Source organism: Necropsobacter rosorum (assembly GCF_964241405.1).
Lineage (GTDB): Bacteria > Pseudomonadota > Gammaproteobacteria > Enterobacterales > Pasteurellaceae > Necropsobacter > Necropsobacter rosorum.
Genome location: NZ_CAXSXF010000002.1, coordinates 157,434 through 175,749, shown reverse-complemented (window position 1 = coordinate 175,749; position 18,316 = coordinate 157,434). Strand labels below are relative to the sequence as shown.

The following is an 18,316-nucleotide window of genomic DNA, read 5'->3' as shown; positions in this document are numbered from 1 at the left end:
AAAACGTGATATGGATCACAGAAATTGCAATTAATTTTTTCAAAAAATTAACAAACAAGGAACAATCCGGAAACGCGGAATCAACCTTTCATTATCAGCAAAAAAAGGAATCCGTCGCCGCGGAAGTGCCGGTCGCCTTGGTTTATAACGGCATATCGCATACGGTGATGATGTGTTCGCCGCATGATTTGGCGGATTTCGCACTCGGGTTTTCGCTGGCTGAAGAGATAATCCAAAGTCCGGCGGAGATTTACGACATTGAGATTGTGCCGGTTGTCAATGGTATTGAAGTGCATATCGAACTGGCGACGCGTCGTTTCGTTCTGCTGAAAGAAAAACGCCGCACGCTTGCCGGACGTACCGGCTGCGGTATCTGCGGCAGCGAACAGCTAAACCAGGTGTATAAAAACTTGCCGGTTTTAGACCGCACTTTTACGTTTGATTTAATGCGGCTTGACGATTGCCTGCAACAACTTTATGCCGCGCAGACCCTCGGCAGGCAAACCGGGGCGACCCATGCGGCGGCATTTTTTACCCCGAACGGCGAACTGCTGGCGCTGCGTGAAGATGTCGGCCGTCATGTGGCGCTGGATAAATTGCTGGGCTGGCATGCCAAACAGCACAAACCGACGGGGTTTGTATTAGTCACCAGCCGCGCCAGTTATGAAATGGTGCAGAAAAGCGCCACCTGCGGCATTGAAATGCTGATTGCCATTTCCGCGGCAACGGATCTGGCGGTGAAAATGGCGCAACAAAGCGATTTAACGCTGATTGGTTTTGCCCGCGAAGGACGTGCCACCGTTTACAGCGGAAAAGCGCGGTTGGTTTTTGCTTAAAATCTACCGTCTATTACCTTCATTCTGCCCGCCGTTTCCGGTCTCTAAAAACAGATAAAGTGCGGACGCCGTAATATAGCGTCCGTTAAGCAGCGTTTCTAAGGCATTCTCGCCGAATAAAAAGAGTGAGAAAAATACCGCTTGACCTTAACCTAAGGTTAAGCTTTATGCTAAGCCGCGTAGATTAACCCATCTTGTTAACTAAGGAGTATCAACATGACAACCACAGTTTTAGCATTAAGCGAATTATCCTGCCAGCATTGCGTGAAATCGGTCACTAAAGCGTTGCAAGCGATTGACGGCGTACAAAGCGCGGATGTGACGCTGGAACGCGCCACCGTAGTCGGCGAGGTTGATCCGCAGGTCTTGATTCACGCCGTGCAAGAGGCCGGCTATCAGGCGGTGTTGGCTTCCGAGGCAAAGTAGCTTCGCTGCCGGAAAAAACTGCCGAACCGGTGGTGAATCCTGATCCTGTGGCAGCGGAAAATCAAGGGGATCAGGTGACATTATTGCTTGACGGATTAAGCTGCGCCGCCTGTGTGCTGAAAGTTCAGAAAGCGTTGCAAGCGGTGCCGGGCGTGAATAATGCGCAAGTCAATCTGGCGGAACGAACCGCACTGGTTTTCGGACAGGCGCAGCCCGCTGCGTTGGTTGATGCGGTAGTCGAGGCGGGTTACGGCGCAGAACTGATTGAAGATGAACAGATCCGCCGTGAAAAACAGCAAACCCAGATTCGGCATGAAATCGCACAACGCAAATGGCAGGGTATCATCGCTCTGATCTTGGGCTTCGGTTTAACCTTCTGGGGCTTGTTCGGCGATATGTCGGTGACTGAACAAAATCATTATTATTGGCTGTTGCTGGGGTTATTAACCTTGGCGGTGATGGTTTTCACCGGCGGTCATTTTTACCGCAAAGCGCTACAAAATCTGCGCAAAGGCACCTCCACCATGGATACGCTGGTGGCGCTGGGCACCGGAACCGCATGGTTATATTCCATGTTCGTGTGCCTTTATCCGACCTTTTTCCCGGAAAATTCACGCCATCTGTATTTTGAAGCCAGCGCGATGATTATCGGTTTGATCAATATCGGTAAAATGCTGGAAGCCAAAGCCAAACAGCGTTCTTCCACTGCCTTGGAACGATTGCTGGATTTAACGCCGCCCACTGCCAAAGTGGTGGACGAACAGGGCGAGCGTGAAATTCCGTTGCAGCAGGTACAACAGGGGATGCTTTTGCGTTTACAAACCGGTGATCGGGTGTCGGTGGACGGTATTATTGAGCAAGGCGCCGGCTGGCTGGATGAAAGTATGCTGACCGGCGAACCGCTGCCGGTTGAAAAACAGCCGGGCGATAAAGTCAGCGCCGGTACCACCGTGACCGACGGCACCTTATTATTCCGTGCCGAGCAAATCGGCAGTCAGACCACGCTGGCGAATATCATCAGACTGGTGCGTCAGGCGCAAAGCAGTAAACCGCAAATCGGGCAGATCGCCGATAAAGTTGCGGCGGTATTTGTGCCGGTGGTGATCGGTATCGCTTTGCTTGCCGCGCTGATCTGGTATTTTATCGGGCCGGCACCGCAGTTATCCTATGCGTTGGTGATTTTCACCACGGTGCTGATCATTGCCTGTCCGTGTGCGTTAGGACTGGCGACACCGATGTCGATTATTGCCGGGGTCGGACGGGCGGCGGAACTGGGCGTGCTGGTGCGTGACGCCGATGCGTTGCAAAAAGCCGCTTCCGCGGATACGGTAGTATTCGATAAAACCGGTACCCTGACCAAAGGCGAACCGCTTGTGACAGGGTTGCATTGTTTTAACGGTTTTGGCGATATGCAGGTTATCGAACTGGCAGCCGGGCTGGAGCAGGGCGCCGGTCATCCGTTGGCGAAAGCGGTATTGACGCTGGCGCAGGAAAAACAACTGGCGTTACAAAACCCAAGCCGTTTCAATACCTTAAAAGGGCTGGGCGTGAGCGGGGTAATCGACGGTAAAAACTTATTGCTGGGCAACCGCACTTTAATGTCGCAGCAACAGGTTGATATTGCCGCCGCGGCTGAAACGGCGGAACGTGAAAGCGCGCAGGGCGCCACCGTGGTGTATTTTGCGGTGGAGCAGCGTCTGGCCGGGATTTTCGTGATCCGCGATCCGCTGCGGGAAGACAGTATTCACGCCTTGCAGCGTCTGCATAAGCAGGGTTATCGCTTGATTATGCTGACCGGCGATCAGGAAAAAACCGCACAGGCCATTGCCAAGGAAGCCGGTATTGATCAGGTGATTGCCGGCGTATTGCCGGAAGGTAAGGCACAGGCGATTAAGGATTTGCAGCGGCAGGGTTATAACGTAGTCATGGTGGGCGACGGGATTAACGATGCCCCCGCCTTGGCGCAGGCGGATGTCAGCATTGCCATGGGCAGCGGCAGCGATATTGCCATCGAAACGGCGGAACTGACCTTAATGCGGCACAGTATCAGTGCGGTGGCAGACGGTTTGATTTTGTCCAAAGGCATTTTGCGCAATATGAAACAAAATCTGTTCGGTGCCTTTGTGTATAACGCACTGGGAATTCCGATCGCCGCCGGCGTGTTATATCCGATCGCAGGTATTTTGCTCAACCCGATGGTAGGCGGTGCCGCTATGGCGTTTTCTTCCATTACCGTGGCGAGCAATGCGAATCGTCTGCTGAAATTTAAGGTTGATGATTAAACGGATAATCGCTCAAGGAGATTGCCAAACCAAAAAGACGAAAGCCCGTTTCGTCTTTTTTTATATAAGCTGATAAAGTGCGATAATCAGCGGCATGGTGACGACGCACAGCAGTGTGGTGACACCGTAAATGGCGCTGGCCTTGGCGGCGTTTTTATTAAAAATCAGCGCCATCTGCGTAACGGTGGCCGCCGCCGGGCTGGTGGTGGCGAGAAAACTTATCATCGCAATGGTTTCGCCGTTTTCCACCCAGCGCGAGACGCCGGTCAGTTTAATCAACAGCATTAGGCAAAGCGGTACCAGTATCAGACGCAAAAACGTCACCAGATAAATCCGTTTCGAGGAAAAAATCGTGCGTAACGGAATGGCGGCAATCAGCATGCCGGCGATAATCATCGCATTCGGCCCGATCATCGCCCCGACGGCGGATAAGGTGCCGGTGATAATGCCCGGCAGCTTAATCTGAAAGGCAAACAGCGTGACGCCGACCAGAATAGACAGAATATTTACGTTTTTAAATATGGTCTTGAAGGTTAAATTGGATTTTCCGCACAGCAATATGCGGCAATGGGTCCAGAATAAAAAAGTCTGCACCACAATAAAACAGCTGGCGTAAATCACCCATTCCGGCCCGAACAAAGCCGCCACCAGAGGAATAATCAGATTGCCGGAATTGGAATAAATGGCCGCCGCCTGCTCCAGCGGATCCAGCTTAAACAAGCGTTTGAACAGTCTGCCGAGGATGATCAGGATAAAATGCAACACTGCCGCCATGCCGAGCGAAAGCAGCAGACCGTTTAAAATGGCGGGGGTATAGGTGATTTGGAACGCGTTGATCATCACCGCGGGGCTGATGAGATATAAACCGACCACCGACAGCGGATAGCTGTCTTTCGAGCTAAGGACTTTGGATTTGACCAGCGCATAACCCATCAATACCGCTAATGTCAGTTCGGTGATTTTGGTCGCCAGAAGTAGTGCAATTTCCATAAAAAAGTTAATGGCTTACCGGAATTGAATTCATACTATACTTTTTTGCCCGAAAATGAAAATAAAACCGCAGAGGCGGGCAAAAATTGTTATAATTTTGCAGATTTCAGATCGCACTTTTATGTGCTTTAATAAAAAGTGCGGTCGGTTTTTTCACAGAATCTAAGGTATTCGTTTCATGTCATTACAATTTAATTCCATCGCCTTATTACTGGTGGTGCTGATTTTGCTCGGTGTGCTGGGCAATAATAATTCCATCACGATTTCCGCAACCGTATTGCTGCTGATGCAGCAGACCTTTCTGGTGAAATATATTCCGTTTATGGAAAAAAACGGGTTGAATATCGGGATTATTATTCTGACCATCGGGGTATTAAGCCCGATTATTTCCGGTAAGATCCCGCTGCCGAGCTGGATTTCATTTATCAACTGGAAAATGTTTCTGGCGGTGGCGGTCGGTATTCTGGTGGCCTGGCTGAGCGGACGCGGCGTCAGTTTTATGGGCGTAAATCCCGTGTTGCTGACCGGGCTTTTGGTCGGCACCATTTTAGGCGTGGCGTTTTTCGGCGGGGTGCCGGTCGGGCCGCTTATTGCGGCGGGGATTTTATCTCTGCTGGTGGGGAAGGCGTAACATGCGACATTATTGGCTGTTGATTGCCGCGTTGAACGGCTTTTTTTGCGTTGCGTTCGGCGCTTTTGCCGCCCACGGATTAGCCCGCACTTTATCGCCCGACGCATTGGGGTGGATCGATACCGGGCTGCAATATCAAATGTTTCACAGTCTGGCGATACTGGTCGTGGCCTGTTTGCCGGCCGATTTTGCCGCCCGCCGCGTAATTCGTTTTAGCGCCCTTGCCTGGATGCTCGGTATTATTTTGTTCAGCGGCAGTCTCTACGCCTTAGCCCTCGGTGCCGGCCGGTTTATGGTCTGGCTGACACCGCTCGGCGGCACGCTGTTTTTAATCGGCTGGCTGCTGCTGGCTTACGGAAGTCTCAGATCTAATCAATCAATATGATGAAACATGCAGTAAAACATAACCCGTTTACCCCCTTACAACAGCGTCTTTTTGCCCGGTTAAACGAGATGATGATCATCGATCAGCGCCGTTTAAGCGCGCGGATTAAAGGGCTTAGCCGGATAAAAGACGATGCGGCGCGGGAGGCGGCGGCCGCGGAAATTTTACCGCAGATTGACGCGGCGCAGGCCCGTTTGGCACGGCGCAAAAGTGCGGTGCAAAATCCGCCGGTTTTTGCCGACAATCTGCCGGTCAGTCAGCGCAAAGTGGAAATTCAGCGTTTAATTGCCCATCATCAGGTGGTGATCGTCGCCGGTGAAACCGGATCGGGCAAAACCACTCAGCTGCCGAAAATGTGTCTGGAACTGGGATTAGGACAAAAGGGGCTGATCGGACATACTCAGCCGCGCCGGATTGCCGCCCGTTCGGTGGCGGCGCGGATTGCCGAAGAGCTGAAATGCGAACTCGGCTCGCTGGTGGGCTATAAAGTGCGTTTTCATGATCAAATCGGCGAACAGACTCAGATTAAGCTGATGACCGACGGTATTCTGCTGGCGGAAATTCAGACCGATCGTTATCTGAATCAGTATGACACGCTGATTATTGATGAAGCGCACGAACGCAGCCTGAACAATGATTTTATTCTCGGTTATCTGAAACAACTGTTGCCGCGCCGCCCTGATCTGAAAGTGATCATTACCTCGGCCACCATTGATGTGGCGCGGTTTTCCCGTCATTTCAACAATGCGCCGATTATCGAAGTGTCGGGGCGCACGTTCCCGGTGGAGGTGCGTTATCGTCCGATTGCGGAAGATGAGGAGCAGGATCAGCTACAGGGCATTCTGAATGCGGTGGACGAACTACAGGCACAGGGGCGCGGCGATATTCTGATTTTTCTCAACGGTGAGCGTGAGATCCGCGATACCGCCGAAGCCTTAGAAAAACAGCAGTTGCGGCATACCGAAATTCTGCCGCTGTTTGCCCGTCTGTCGGCGCAGGAACAGAATAAAATTTTCCATCCGGGCGGTTTAAACCGCATTGTGCTGGCCACCAACGTGGCGGAAACGTCGCTGACCGTGCCGGGCATAAAATATGTGATCGACCCCGGAACGGCGCGGATTTCCCGTTACAGTTACCGCACCAAAGTGCAGCGCTTGCCGATTGAACCGATTTCGCAGGCGTCCGCCAATCAGCGTAAAGGGCGCTGCGGGCGGGTGAGTGAAGGGATTTGTATTCGTCTGTATTCGGAAGAGGATTTCAATAATCGTCCGCCGTTTACCGATCCGGAAATTTTGCGTACCAATCTGGCTTCGGTCATTTTGCAGATGACCGCGCTGGGCTTGGATGATATTGAAGCCTTTCCGTTTGTGGATGCGCCGGACAAACGGCATATTCAGGACGGAATTAAACTGCTGGAAGAGCTGGGCGCGTTCGAATACCGTACCATTCGGCACAAACAACAGCGTCAATTGACGCTTGTCGGGCGTCGCCTTGCACAGTTGCCGCTCGATCCCCGTCTGGCGAAAATGCTGTTAAGTGCGGTGGATTTCGCCTGTGTTCGGGAAGTGATGGTGATTACCGCCGCGTTGTCGATTCAGGATCCGCGCGAACGACCGCAGGACAAACAGCAGGCCGCCGATGAAAAACACCGCCGTTTCGCCGATAAGAAATCCGATTTTCTCGCTTTTCTCAATTTGTGGCGTTATCTTCAGGAACAGCAAAAAAGCCTGACTAAAAATCAGTTCCGCCGTTTGTGTCAGAAAGACTATCTGAATTATCTGCGCGTGCGCGAATGGCAGGATATTTATCAGCAAATCCGCCAGACCGTGCGGGAAATGGGGCTGCCGATTAATTCGACGCCGGCAGAATATAGCCAGATTCATACCGCACTGTTAAGCGGGCTGCTGTCGCATATCGGCATGAAAGAGGCGGAAAAACACCAGTATCTCGGCGCCAGAAATGCGCACTTCGCCATTTTCCCCAATTCCGTGTTGTTTAAGCCGCAGCCGAAATGGTGCATGGCGGCGGAACTGGTGGAAACTTCAAAATTATGGGGACGCATGGTGGCGGAAATCAATCCCGAATGGATTGAACCGCTGGCGGCGCATTTGGTGAAAAAATCCTATGCCGAACCGCGCTGGTCGAAATCGCAAGGCGCGGTGCTGGCCGATGAAAAAGTCAGTTTGTACGGCGTGCCGATTGTGGCGGCGCGCGCAGTGAATTACGGCGCGATTGATCCGGTGGTCAGCCGTGAGATTTTTATTCAGTCCGCTTTGGTGGAAGGCAACTGGCATACAAAACATCAATTCTTTTTTGCCAACCGGAAACTGATCCGTGAAGTGGAGGAGCTGGAGCATAAAAGCCGCCGGCGCGATATTCTGGTGGATGAACGTGCGCTGTTCGATTTTTACGATCAGCGGATTGGTGCCGAAGTGGTCTCGCAGAAACACTTTGACCAATGGTGGAAGCGTGCACGACAACAAGATCCGGAACGGCTGAATTTTGAAAAATCCTTCCTGATCAATGAGGAGGCGGAGCGGGTTAGTCAGCTGGATTTCCCTAACTGGTGGCAGCAGGGCAATCTGAAGCTGAAACTGAGTTATCAGTTTGAACCCGGCACGGAGGCGGACGGCGTGACGGTGCATATTCCGCTGCCGTTACTCAATCAGGTGGAAATGAGCGGGTTTGACTGGCAGATTCCCGGTTTGCGCCATGAATTGATTGTGGCGCTGATCAAATCGCTGCCGAAGGCCTTGCGGCGCAATTTTGTACCGGCACCCAATTATGCCGACGCGTTTTTAGGCCGTGCAACGGATATACATAAACCGCTGCTGGAAACGCTGAGCCATGAGCTGCGCCGTATGACCGGCGTGACGGTGGCGCGCGAACAATGGAATCTTGCGCAAATCGCACCGCACTTAAAAATGACCTTTCGGGTGATTGACGATAAAGGCAAGAAAATTGCCGAAAGCATGGATTTGGACGAGTTGAAATTCAACCTCAAAGATCAGGTGCAGGAAAGCCTTGCCGCGGTGGCGGACGACGGCATCGAGCAAAGCGGCATTCATGTGTGGAATTTCGATACTCTGCCGCAAAGTTACGAGCAGAAAAAACAGGGTTTTACCCTGAAAGCCTTTCCGGCGATCGTCGATGAGCGGGATGCGGTAGGCATTCGCCTGTTCGAAACCGAATACGAACAGGCGGTGGCGATGGGGCAGGGATTACGCCGTCTGTTGCTGCTGAACGTGCCGTCACCGATTAAATATCTGCATGAAAAACTGCCGAATAAATCCAAGCTCGGGTTATACTTTGCGCCCTTCGGCAATGTGACGGCGCTGATTGACGATTGCATCGCCTGTGCCACGGATAAACTGATAGCGGATTTCGGCGGCGTGGTCTGGCGACAGGCGGAATTTGACAAACTGCGGGATTTTGTCCGCGAAAATCTGAATCCGATTACCGTGCAGGTGGCGCAGCAAGTGGAAACGCTGCTGACCCTCACCTTTGAGATCAACAAACGCCTGAAAGGCAAAATGGATTTCACCATGGCCTTTGCGCTGTCGGATATTAAATCTCAACTGGCGGGGCTGATTTATCCCGGTTTTGTGGAAAAAACCGGTTATTCCCGCCTGCCGGATCTTCAGCGTTATTTACAGGCGATTGATAAGCGGATCGACAAACTGGCGCAGGATATTAACCGTGACCGCGCCGCTATGCTGCGTGTCGAACAGGTCGCGGCTGCTTATGCGCGGCTGTTGAGTAAACTGCCGAAATCCAAACCGATGTCGCCGCAAACGGCGGAAATCCGCTATATGATCGAAGAGCTGCGCGTCAGTCTGTTCGCGCAGCAATTGGGCACCAAATATCCGGTGTCGGACAAGCGGGTGCTGGCGGCGATTGAAAGTGCGGTCTGATTTTTATGCGTTTTGATTAATTTGTGTTTGATGATATAAAGGCACCGCGCGGTGTCTTTTTATTGTTGTTAGGATGTGTAATGGGAAGCAAAACCAACAGTAAATTATTTCTGGTGCTGTTATTGGGCGTATTATCTGCCTTCGGGCCTTTTGTCATCGACCTTTATTTACCGGCGTTGCCGCAGCTGGCGGCGTTTTTCCGTACCAATGCGTCGATGACCCAACTCAGCCTGACCAGCGCGATGGTCGGGCTGGCGGTCGGACAATTGTTTTTAGGGCCGCTGAGTGATAAATACGGGCGCAAAAAGCCGTTGATGATATCGCTTGCGGTATATATTTTCAGTACCGCCGCGCTGATTTTCGCACCGACGATTGAGGCCTTTATTCTGTTGCGCACGGTGCAGGGATTGGCTGCAGCGGGCAGTGTGGTGATCGCCCGCGCAGTGGCCACCGATTTATATCGCGGGCGGGAAATGACGCGCTTTTTCGGCCTGCTGATGACGGTCAACGGGATTGCGCCGATTATCTCGCCGGTATTGGGCAGTTTATTGCTGGAATATATGAGCTGGCGCGGAATTTTTATTTTTCTGACCGCACTTGGGGTGACATTGTCACTTGTCTGTCTGCGTTTAGCTGAATCCTTAAAGCCGGAAGCGCGCTTACAAAGCACGCTGTTCGTCAGTTTCAAGGTGTTTGTGCCGATCCTCTGCAATCGGCGCTTTATGAGGTATGTTGCGATGCAGTCGTTTGCACTGGCAAGCATGTTCGCCTATATTGCGGCATCCCCCTTTATTTTTCAGAATTTTTATGCCCTGAGCGCCTTCGCCTTCAGCTTATGCTTTGCCGCTAACGGCGCGGCATTGGTTATCGGCTCGAATATCGGCGGGAAACTGGCAACCAGCAGGGCGCTGCGGCTGGGAGCCGGCGGGATTTTTATTTTGGTGCTGTATGTGGCTGTTGCGCTGGTATGCCGGATTCATGTCTGGCTGGTTGAAGCGGGATTTTTTATGCTGTTGTTATTTACCGGCATCACCTTGCCGACCGTATCCTCGCTGGCGATGGAAAGCGAGCGCCGCTATGCGGGCAGTGCCTCGGCATTGTTGGGCTTTTTCCCGTTCTTTTTAGGCGCGCTGGTTTCCCCGTTGGTGGGCATCGGTAACATTTTTTATGCCACCGCGGCGGTGATGTTAATCTCAGGCGGTTTGGTCGCCGGCATTTATTGGTCGGTAAGAACGCAGGTAAAATAGCATCGGTAAAACCACAACCGGGCGGGCAGAGCATGCTTTCGTGGCATTGTGTGCCGCACCCGGTAACACAGCGGTTCTCGCCGTTTTATCTGACGATTTCATAACAAGGTTCGTAAGCGTCGCCGCCCGGCAGTTTCATGCGATCCTGCTCAATGAAATTCTGCAACAATTCATCGACTTTGTGCATTAATGCCGGATCACCGTGCAGGCGGAATTTGCCCAGCTCGGCAATTTTATCCTGCGTATCCGGTTTGATATTGCCGGCAACGATACCGGAGAAAACCCGGCGCAGGTTAGCGGCAAGGGACACTTTGGACTGATTCAGATGCAGATCCAGATTAGCCATATTTTCATGGGTCGGAATAAACGGCGTCTGAAATTCCGCTTCGATTTTTAATGTCCAGTTAAACCCGTAGGAATCGTTTTGCCGATAGCGGAAATCCCGGACTTCCTGCATGGCGATATTCATATGACGGGCGACGGCAACCGGATCATTGATAATGATTTCATACAAGGATTGCGCCTCCGGCCCCAGCGTTTCGCCGATAAAACGGTCAATGGCGGCAAAATAGTCGGCGCTTTCCTGCGGGCCGGTCAGAATTAACGGTAATTTCTGCCCTTTATTTTCCGGGTTCAGCTTAATGCCGAGAATATATAAAAATTCTTCCAGCGTTCCCGGCCCGCCCGGGAAAATGATAATGCCGTGTCCCATCCGCACAAAGGCTTCCAGACGCTTTTCGATATCCGGCATAATGATCAGTTCGTTAACGATCGGATTCGGCGGTTCGGAGGCGATAATGGACGGTTCGGTAATGCCGATAAAACGGCTGTTTTTATAGCGCTGATCGGAATGTCCGATGGCCGCCCCTTTCATCGGCGCTTCCATCACGCCCGGCCCGCAGCCGGTAACGATGTTCAGCTCGCGGTGGCCGAGTTCCAGCCCGACGGCGCGGCAGTACTGATATTCGGTCTGATTAATGGAATGTCCGCCCCAACAGACCACCAGATTCGGTAATTCGCCGACGATCAGCGCTTTGGCGTTGCGCAAAATGGCGAACACCTGATTGGTAATGTGCACGCTGTCCTGAATGTCGCAGGGATTAATCCGCTGACTGAGCACATTCACAAACACAATATCGCGCAATACCGCAAACAGATGGTATTGAATATTGCGGATAATGCGATCATCCACAAAAGCACCGGGCGGCGGGTTATGCAGTTCAAGGGAAATGCCGCGTTCTTTGGCAATCAGGTTAATATCGAAATCGGGGTAGCGGTTCAGCAACGCCCGGCTGTCATCGGTGACGGCGCCGGAATTCAGCACCGCCAGCGAACAGTTGCGATACAGGGTATAAAGTTCGCTCTGCGCCTGTTTAGTCAATAGCTCCACTTCCAGATGGGAAAGCTGATCCATACTGCCTCTGGGATTGACGTAATGAATATCAGTCATACAAACTCCTTTTATTGTCTGGCTAAACGGCAATTTGCCGGAACGGGTTCAAAATTCGAGCGAAACGGATTAATATCCAGCCCGCCGCGTCGGGTATAACGGGCATATACGCTAAGTTTCTGCGGTTGTGCAAAGCGCATCAGATCACAGAAAATGCGCTCCACGCATTGCTCATGAAATTCGTTGTGCTGACGGAAAGAAACCAGATAGCGCAGCAGTTTTTCCCGGTCGATTTTTGCGCCGAGATAATGGATCTGAACGCTGCCCCAGTCCGGCTGTCGGGTGATCAGACAATTGGATTTCAGCAGGTGGCTGACCAGCGTTTCTTCAGTGATCACATCCCCGCGGCAACCGGATAGTAGTTCGGGATTAAAGGCATAATCCGTAATTTCGATATCCTGTTGATCGATACAGTCGCCGTACAAGGCGGCAATCGGTTTGTCCGTATAATCCGCCAGTGTGTTTAACCGCACGTTGACTTCGCCGTCGGCGCAGCGGGCTAAATCCTGCCGGATAATTTGTTCGACGGCGGTGATATCAGGAAATTTGCTTTGGTTAAAACTGTTGAGATACAGTTTGAAGCTTTTCGATTCGATCAGATTCTGACTGCGGAAATCAATGTCCACCTCGGCAATGGCAACCTGCGGCAGCCCTTTCGGGTTCAGCCAGGAAATTTCATAAGCGGTCCAGAGATCCGCCCCGAGGGTAAAAGGCTGCCGTGCGGTGATGCCCAAGCCGTCGCGGTTAAGACTGCGCGGCACGCTTTGCAGCAAAGTGCGGTCATAATCGGCGGCATATTCCGTTTGCCGCCCAAGTTTGAGTGCGCTCAGGCTGGCGTCATGATAATGCATGATGATTGTCCTTAATGTTATGGCTATTGCCAGTGCCAGGATAAATTGGATACGATGCGGCAATGATCACATTTAAAATAAAACAAGTCAAATAACGGGCGGGGCAGCGCCCATGGTTGTCCGCATAAAGGGCAACGGCGCTGCTGTTCGCCGGCTAAATTATCACCGCCGAGGCGGTACAGATAATAATAGGTCGCAATGCCGCTGATGCGCTCAATATCACGCGCCAGATAATAACCGTGCTTAAACAGGTTGCTGTCGGTATCCGCTATTTCCCGCAGCGCCTGTTGCTCCAGCACGGCACCGTTCATTTGCAGCTGATCGCAGGCCTGCCAGTTTTCCTGCCATTTGATAATATCCATGCTCAAGTGCGGTACGTTTTTCAGCTGTTTATACAGCGGAATCGGCAGGAAATCGTCCCCGCTGTGTAACGGCGAGCAGGATTGCAGATAAGTAGTATAGAGTATCTGCCAGCTCGGCGCGGTGCCGCTATGGGTGGTGTCGGAATTCAGATCGTCGGCGATAATCTGAAATCCGTCGAAAAAAAGCCCCGCACTTTCCGCCGTTTCCAGCGCGCTATCCACTTCGGTGTTATTGTATTCGGCCAGCAGGCTTTGCTGTTCGGGACAAACCACGCGTACCGCCAGCCCTGTTTCGCCCGCCAGTTCGGCGCTGAACAGCGGAATTTCCCGCCCGATAATCTGCCCGTTATAACGCCATTGTTCAATAATCTGATTGACCAGATAGCTTAAATCGGCAATATGCTGACGCGCCCGGCTGCGCGGGGTAAAAAAGGCTTCAATAAGATACATATTTTTTCACTTTTAAGTTGGTATTGCGGTCTTGCTGATGGATTAAGATAGACAAATTGCATAAAATACGCAACGGTAAAAACAACCGGTTTTAAGGATAAATGATGCGAGCCCAGACCCGAATTCATCTGCACAATTTACAACAGGCCATGCAAAAGCTCGGCCTTTGGCAAACCATGCCGCCGCAAGACAGCGCCTTTTTAAGCAGCCAGCCGTTTGCGCTGGATACCATGGCGGCGCACGAATGGCTGCAATGGGTTTTTATTCCGCGCATGTATGCGTTGCTGGAAAGCGGCCAGCCGCTGCCGCAGCAGATTGCAGTGGTGCCTTATGTGGAAGAGGCGTTAAAAGAGCTGGCGGGGCTGGACGAATTATTAACCCCGATCAGCGAAATTGAGCGCCTGTGTCAGAAGCAATCATAATGCCGCTGGATATTCTTTATCACGATGATGACATGCTGGCGGTGAATAAACCGGCGGGCATGCTGGTTCATCGCAGCTGGCTTGATCGGCATGAAACGCAATTTGTGATGCAAACCCTGCGAGATCAAATAGGCCGCCATGTGTTTCCGGTGCATCGTCTGGACCGCCCGACTTCCGGCGTGCTGCTGTTTGCTTTAAACCGCCGTATGGCCAACCTGCTGTGTCAGCAGTTTGAGCAAAAACAGGTGGAAAAACATTATCTGGCGGTGGTGCGTGGTTATTTATCGGGGCAGGGGCGCGTGGATTATCCGTTGAGCGTGCGGGAAGATAAAATCGCCGATAAATTCGCGCAGCGAGATAAACCGCCGCAGCAGGCGGTGACGGATTATTACGGCTTAGACAGGGTGGAAATGGCTTATCCGGCCGGGCGTTATCAGACCAGTCGTTATTCTTTACTCCGGTTAATTCCGCATACCGGCCGTAAACATCAGTTACGTCGTCACTTAAAGCATCTTTTTCATCCGATTTTAGGCGATACGCAATATGGGGACTTGCACCAGAATCGTGCGTTAACGGCAAATATCGGGGTAAATCGTTTGATGCTGCATGCGCATAAACTGATTTTCAGTCACCCTGTCACAAATGCCAGTATTGAAATTTGCGCGCCGTTAGATTCGCAATGGCGGTTGCTGTTTGAGCGCTTCGGCTGGCAATATCCGCCGGGGTAGCGGACAAGTAGCGAGCAAATCATGGGCAAAAAGTGCGGTGCAAATTTCAGCTGTTTTGCATAAAAATACAGGAAAATACCGGAAGACGGGCAGGAGTTTCCCGCCCGTCGCCGGAAATGAAAGATTACGCCAGTGCGGCGACCATCACCGCTTTAATGGTGTGCATGCGGTTTTCCGCCTGTTCAAAGGCGATGTTCATCGGCGATTCGAATACCGCTTCCGTCACTTCAATGCCGTCGGCCAGCTGCGGATATTGCGCGGCGATTTGGCGCCCGACTTCGGTTTCGCAGTTATGGAACGCTGGCAGACAATGCATAAATTTCACATTCGGATTACCGCTTCGCTGCATCAGTTGCGGCGTGACCTGATAGGGCAACAGCAGTTTAATGCGCTCACCCCAGGTTTCCAGCGGTTCGCCCATGGAAACCCAGACATCCGTATGAACGAAATCGACGCCTTTCAGCGCGGCATCAATATCCTCACTGACTAAAATGCGGGCGCCGGTTTGGGCGGCAATCTGCCGACACCGTTCTACCAGTTGGTTTTCCGGCAACAGAGCTTGCGGCGCGCAGATGCGGACGTCCATACCGAGTTTGGCACCGAGCAGCAGCAGGGAATTGCCCATATTATTGCGCGCATCGCCGATATACACATAGCTGATTTCATTGAGCGGTTTGGTCGAATGCTCGATCATGGTCAGCGCATCGGCCAGCATCTGAGTAGGGTGAAATTCATCGGTCAGCCCGTTAAACACCGGTACGCCGGCATAATGCGCCAGTTCATTAACCACGGCTTGTTTGAAACCGCGGTATTCAATGGCGTCATACATGCGTCCCAGTACGCGCGCGGTATCTTTCATGCTTTCTTTGTGGCCGATTTGGGATGAGGCGGCATCAATGTAAGTGACGTTCGCGCCCTGATCATAAGCGGCCACCTCAAAGGCGCAGCGGGTGCGGGTAGAGGTTTTTTCAAAAATCAGCGCAATATTTTTGCCTTTTAACCGCGGCTGTTCGGTTCCGGCATATTTGGCCCGTTTAAGATCGCGGGCGAGATCGAGCAAAAAACGGATTTCACGCGGGCTATGATTGGCCAGACTCAGTAAATGGCGGTTTTTTAAGTTAAAAGGCATTGTGTTACTCCTGTTATATTGTGTTTCGTGATTTTGTTGGTATATTACTGGTTTCTTTGATGTTGATAAAGGTAAAAATATGTCGGACAACCCATTACTCGGCCTGACTCACGAACAGCAGCAGCGCGCGGTAGAAAAAATTCAGCAACTCATGCAGCAGGGACTGAGCAGCGGCGAGGCGATTGCGATGGTGGCGAAGGCATTGCGGGAACAACATGCGGCACAGCAAAATGGGCAGTGATTTTTCTGCACGAATTAACTGCTGAATTGTATAAGCAATGAATATATAAAGAAATTTTGTGATCTCTGTTTGATTTTAAACTATTTTTTATTGCCAAATAGCTGAAATTCATTGAATATCTGCTCGGAAATTCGGGTGATAAAGCAGACCTGCTTTATTAGGTAATAAAATAGTCTATTCAGGACGTTAAATCCATATTAGAGGTCAATGTTATGGAAGTTGGTGTTGTTAAATGGTTTAATAATGCGAAGGGATTCGGTTTTATTTCCGCAGAAGGCAACGATGCGGATATTTTTGCGCACTATTCGGTGATTGAAATGGACGGTTATCGTTCATTGAAAGCCGGTCAGAAAGTGAATTTCGAAGCCGTACACGGAGACAAAGGTTCTCACGCGACCAAAATTGTGCCTATTGTAGAATAATAATTATATTTTCCTTTATTTAGTCAATCTCTTTTAAGACAAGGTTAGTCGCCTTGTCTTTTTTCATTGGATAAAAAAAGGAAAGCCTGCAGACTTTCCTTTAACTGCGCAATATTTGAACTTGGCAATATTGGTTTCAGCGCAAGCAAACGCCATCGCCCGGCCGTTTATTTCACCGAATAATATCCGCCCATTGAACTGTACACGGCATTTTCGCTCTGAATCAGGCTGTATTTCGCATTCAGGATCGAAAGCTGTGAGCTTTTTTCCGTATTGGCCGCATTCAGCCAGTCTTTTAATTCGGAAATACCGGCATTATAACGGTTTCTGTAATATTGGGTGATACGCACGTTATAGTCATGGGTCTGTTGCAGATTGGACAGATTCTGGCGCGCCTGATTATAGGCAAAATAGTTGGTGTCAACATCGTTCAGTGCGCTGGTAATGCTTTGTTCAAAATTCACCAAGGCGGTTTCATAGGCGGCCTCGGAGATTTTCACATTCCATTTCACCGTATTCCAGCTTAAAAACGGCAGACTGATGCCTAATGTTCCGCCAGCAAGCGGAGTATTGAACGCGTTGTTGACTTTATCCCCGCTGGAACCTAAGCTGCCGCCCAGCGTCACGGTCGGGAACCAGCTCTTCTGCATCGCTTTGGCATCTTTAAATGCGCTGTTCAGACGGTATTGATAGCCTTTCACATCCGGGCGGTTGGCAATGGTGGAAAGCGGCACGTTTAAATTCACGCCGACATTTTTCACCTCCATAATATGCGGATAATTAACCTGTAACACATCGTTCGGTTTTAAATTCAGCAAATTGCGCAATGTCTGTTCGGCGGTTTTTTTCTGTGTCTGATAGCTGATTAAGGTATTGCGCGCGGTGAGCACCGATTGCTGCGCCTGATCGGTACTGGCGCTGTCCGCTACGCCTTGGGTTAATTTATTCTGCATAATGCGGTTGATTTGCGCGTAATAATCGATCGTCTGATTGGTGACGGCAATGGCGTCATTCAGATACGCAAGCTGATAATAAGTGACGATCACCGAGTTGATTAACGAAACCCGGGTATTTTCCAAATCCTGCGCGGTGGCCGCATAAGTCCATTCCGCAGCAGAGGCGGCATCGGCCAGACGGCGCCATAAATCCAGCGTATAGCTCACTTCCAGCGCGCCTTTATGGACGATGGTCGAATTGCCGCCGGTTTTGATGTTTTTCTGCGCACTTGATGTGGTCGAACCGCTGAATGCCGGCACCAGATCCGCGCCGACCAGATTGGCGTTATACAACGCCGAGTTGACGGAAATTGCCGCTTTGGCTAAATCTTTATTATTCGCCAGCGCCTGTTCCACCAAACGGTTGAGCTGCGGATCACGGTACAGCGTCCACCAGTTTTCCTGAATATTATATTGTTTGGTCAGTTCTTCGTATTGTTGGAAATCTAATTGAGACGCTTTATAAGAATCATCGATATTCGCACAACCGATTAATACCGTTGACAGAGTAACGGCAAAGGCGACTTTTGAAAGTTTTAGCATGGTATTTTCCTT

17 protein-coding genes are annotated in these 18,316 nt (G+C 51.1%); 11 read left to right on the top strand and 6 right to left on the bottom strand.

Annotated elements, in window-relative coordinates; translation table 11 throughout:
- The first annotated feature begins 5 nt into the window (after nt 1–5).
- The 3 genes from fdhD to ACESOH_RS04805 all read left to right on the top strand — a co-directional run bounded on the left by fdhD (nt 6) and on the right by ACESOH_RS04805 (nt 3,544).
- On the top strand, nt 6–836 hold the full coding sequence (gene fdhD / locus ACESOH_RS04815) for a formate dehydrogenase accessory sulfurtransferase FdhD (protein ID WP_373100067.1): 831 nt from the start codon (nt 6–8) through the stop codon (nt 834–836).
- A gap of 216 nt (nt 837–1,052) precedes the next feature.
- Nucleotides 1,053–1,262, top strand: a complete 210-nt coding sequence (locus ACESOH_RS04810) for a cation transporter (protein WP_032092726.1) — start codon at nt 1,053–1,055, stop codon at nt 1,260–1,262.
- 47 nt (nt 1,263–1,309) lie between these two features.
- Entirely contained in the window at nt 1,310–3,544 is a 2,235-nt protein-coding gene (locus tag ACESOH_RS04805) for a copper-translocating P-type ATPase (protein ID WP_373100065.1), read from the top strand.
- A gap of 60 nt (nt 3,545–3,604) precedes the next feature.
- Here ACESOH_RS04805 and ACESOH_RS04800 read toward each other — a convergent pair whose 3' ends face one another.
- Complete coding sequence (locus tag ACESOH_RS04800) at nt 3,605–4,534, bottom strand: AEC family transporter (protein ID WP_032092725.1); 930 nt, start codon at nt 4,532–4,534, stop codon at nt 3,605–3,607.
- A gap of 178 nt (nt 4,535–4,712) precedes the next feature.
- On the opposite strand from ACESOH_RS04800, the gene ACESOH_RS04795 reads away from it, so the two are divergent.
- The 4 genes from ACESOH_RS04795 to ACESOH_RS04780 all read left to right on the top strand — a co-directional run bounded on the left by ACESOH_RS04795 (nt 4,713) and on the right by ACESOH_RS04780 (nt 10,711).
- Nucleotides 4,713–5,165, top strand: a complete 453-nt coding sequence (locus ACESOH_RS04795) for a DUF441 domain-containing protein (protein ID WP_032092724.1) — start codon at nt 4,713–4,715, stop codon at nt 5,163–5,165.
- 1 nt (nt 5,166) lies between these two features.
- A complete protein-coding gene (locus ACESOH_RS04790; RefSeq protein ID WP_373100063.1) occupies nt 5,167–5,550 on the top strand; it encodes a DUF423 domain-containing protein in 384 nt (127 codons plus the stop codon).
- The gene (hrpA, locus tag ACESOH_RS04785) at nt 5,547–9,464 is read left to right on the top strand and encodes an ATP-dependent RNA helicase HrpA (protein ID WP_373100061.1); all 3,918 of its coding nucleotides are present in this window, start codon (nt 5,547–5,549) and stop codon (nt 9,462–9,464) included. Before ACESOH_RS04790 ends, hrpA begins: the two co-directional genes overlap by 4 nt.
- An 80-nt stretch (nt 9,465–9,544) precedes the next feature.
- Entirely contained in the window at nt 9,545–10,711 is a 1,167-nt protein-coding gene (locus tag ACESOH_RS04780) for a multidrug effflux MFS transporter (RefSeq protein WP_373100059.1), read from the top strand.
- A gap of 85 nt (nt 10,712–10,796) precedes the next feature.
- On the opposite strand, the gene ppnN is transcribed toward ACESOH_RS04780, so the two are convergent.
- Genes ppnN through ACESOH_RS04765 form a run of 3 tightly spaced genes read right to left on the bottom strand, consistent with a single transcriptional unit; the run spans nt 10,797 to nt 13,824 of the window.
- Nucleotides 10,797–12,161, bottom strand: a complete 1,365-nt coding sequence (ppnN, locus tag ACESOH_RS04775; RefSeq protein WP_373100057.1) for a nucleotide 5'-monophosphate nucleosidase PpnN — start codon at nt 12,159–12,161, stop codon at nt 10,797–10,799.
- 11 nt (nt 12,162–12,172) lie between these two features.
- Nucleotides 12,173–13,012, bottom strand: a complete 840-nt coding sequence (gene queF, locus ACESOH_RS04770) for an NADPH-dependent 7-cyano-7-deazaguanine reductase QueF (protein ID WP_373100055.1) — start codon at nt 13,010–13,012, stop codon at nt 12,173–12,175.
- 23 nt (nt 13,013–13,035) lie between these two features.
- Complete coding sequence (locus tag ACESOH_RS04765; RefSeq protein WP_373100053.1) at nt 13,036–13,824, bottom strand: Zn-ribbon-containing protein; 789 nt, start codon at nt 13,822–13,824, stop codon at nt 13,036–13,038.
- A 104-nt stretch (nt 13,825–13,928) separates the two neighbouring features.
- Here ACESOH_RS04765 and ACESOH_RS04760 point away from each other — a divergent pair, with 104 nt between their 5' ends.
- Nucleotides 13,929–14,246, top strand: a complete 318-nt coding sequence (locus tag ACESOH_RS04760) for a YqcC family protein (protein WP_373100423.1) — start codon at nt 13,929–13,931, stop codon at nt 14,244–14,246.
- The gene (gene truC / locus ACESOH_RS04755; RefSeq protein ID WP_373100422.1) at nt 14,246–14,974 is read left to right on the top strand and encodes a tRNA pseudouridine(65) synthase TruC; all 729 of its coding nucleotides are present in this window, start codon (nt 14,246–14,248) and stop codon (nt 14,972–14,974) included. Before ACESOH_RS04760 ends, truC begins: the two co-directional genes overlap by 1 nt.
- A gap of 124 nt (nt 14,975–15,098) precedes the next feature.
- Here truC and ACESOH_RS04750 read toward each other — a convergent pair whose 3' ends face one another.
- Nucleotides 15,099–16,103, bottom strand: a complete 1,005-nt coding sequence (locus ACESOH_RS04750; protein WP_032092715.1) for an ornithine carbamoyltransferase — start codon at nt 16,101–16,103, stop codon at nt 15,099–15,101.
- Between the two features lie 79 nt (nt 16,104–16,182).
- Here ACESOH_RS04750 and ACESOH_RS04745 point away from each other — a divergent pair, with 79 nt between their 5' ends.
- Entirely contained in the window at nt 16,183–16,344 is a 162-nt protein-coding gene (locus ACESOH_RS04745) for a YoaH family protein (protein WP_032092714.1), read from the top strand.
- 212 nt (nt 16,345–16,556) lie between these two features.
- Nucleotides 16,557–16,766: a cold shock domain-containing protein CspD gene (cspD, locus tag ACESOH_RS04740; RefSeq protein ID WP_032092713.1), complete on the top strand. Its 210-nt coding sequence runs from the start codon at nt 16,557–16,559 to the stop codon at nt 16,764–16,766.
- Between the two features lie 167 nt (nt 16,767–16,933).
- Here the strand turns inward: cspD and tdeA are convergent, their stop codons facing one another.
- Nucleotides 16,934–18,304 (bottom strand): toxin/drug exporter TdeA, encoded by a 1,371-nt coding sequence (gene tdeA / locus ACESOH_RS04735; RefSeq protein ID WP_373100051.1) that lies wholly within the window; start codon nt 18,302–18,304, stop codon nt 16,934–16,936.
- Nucleotides 18,305–18,316: the final 12 nt, after the last annotated feature.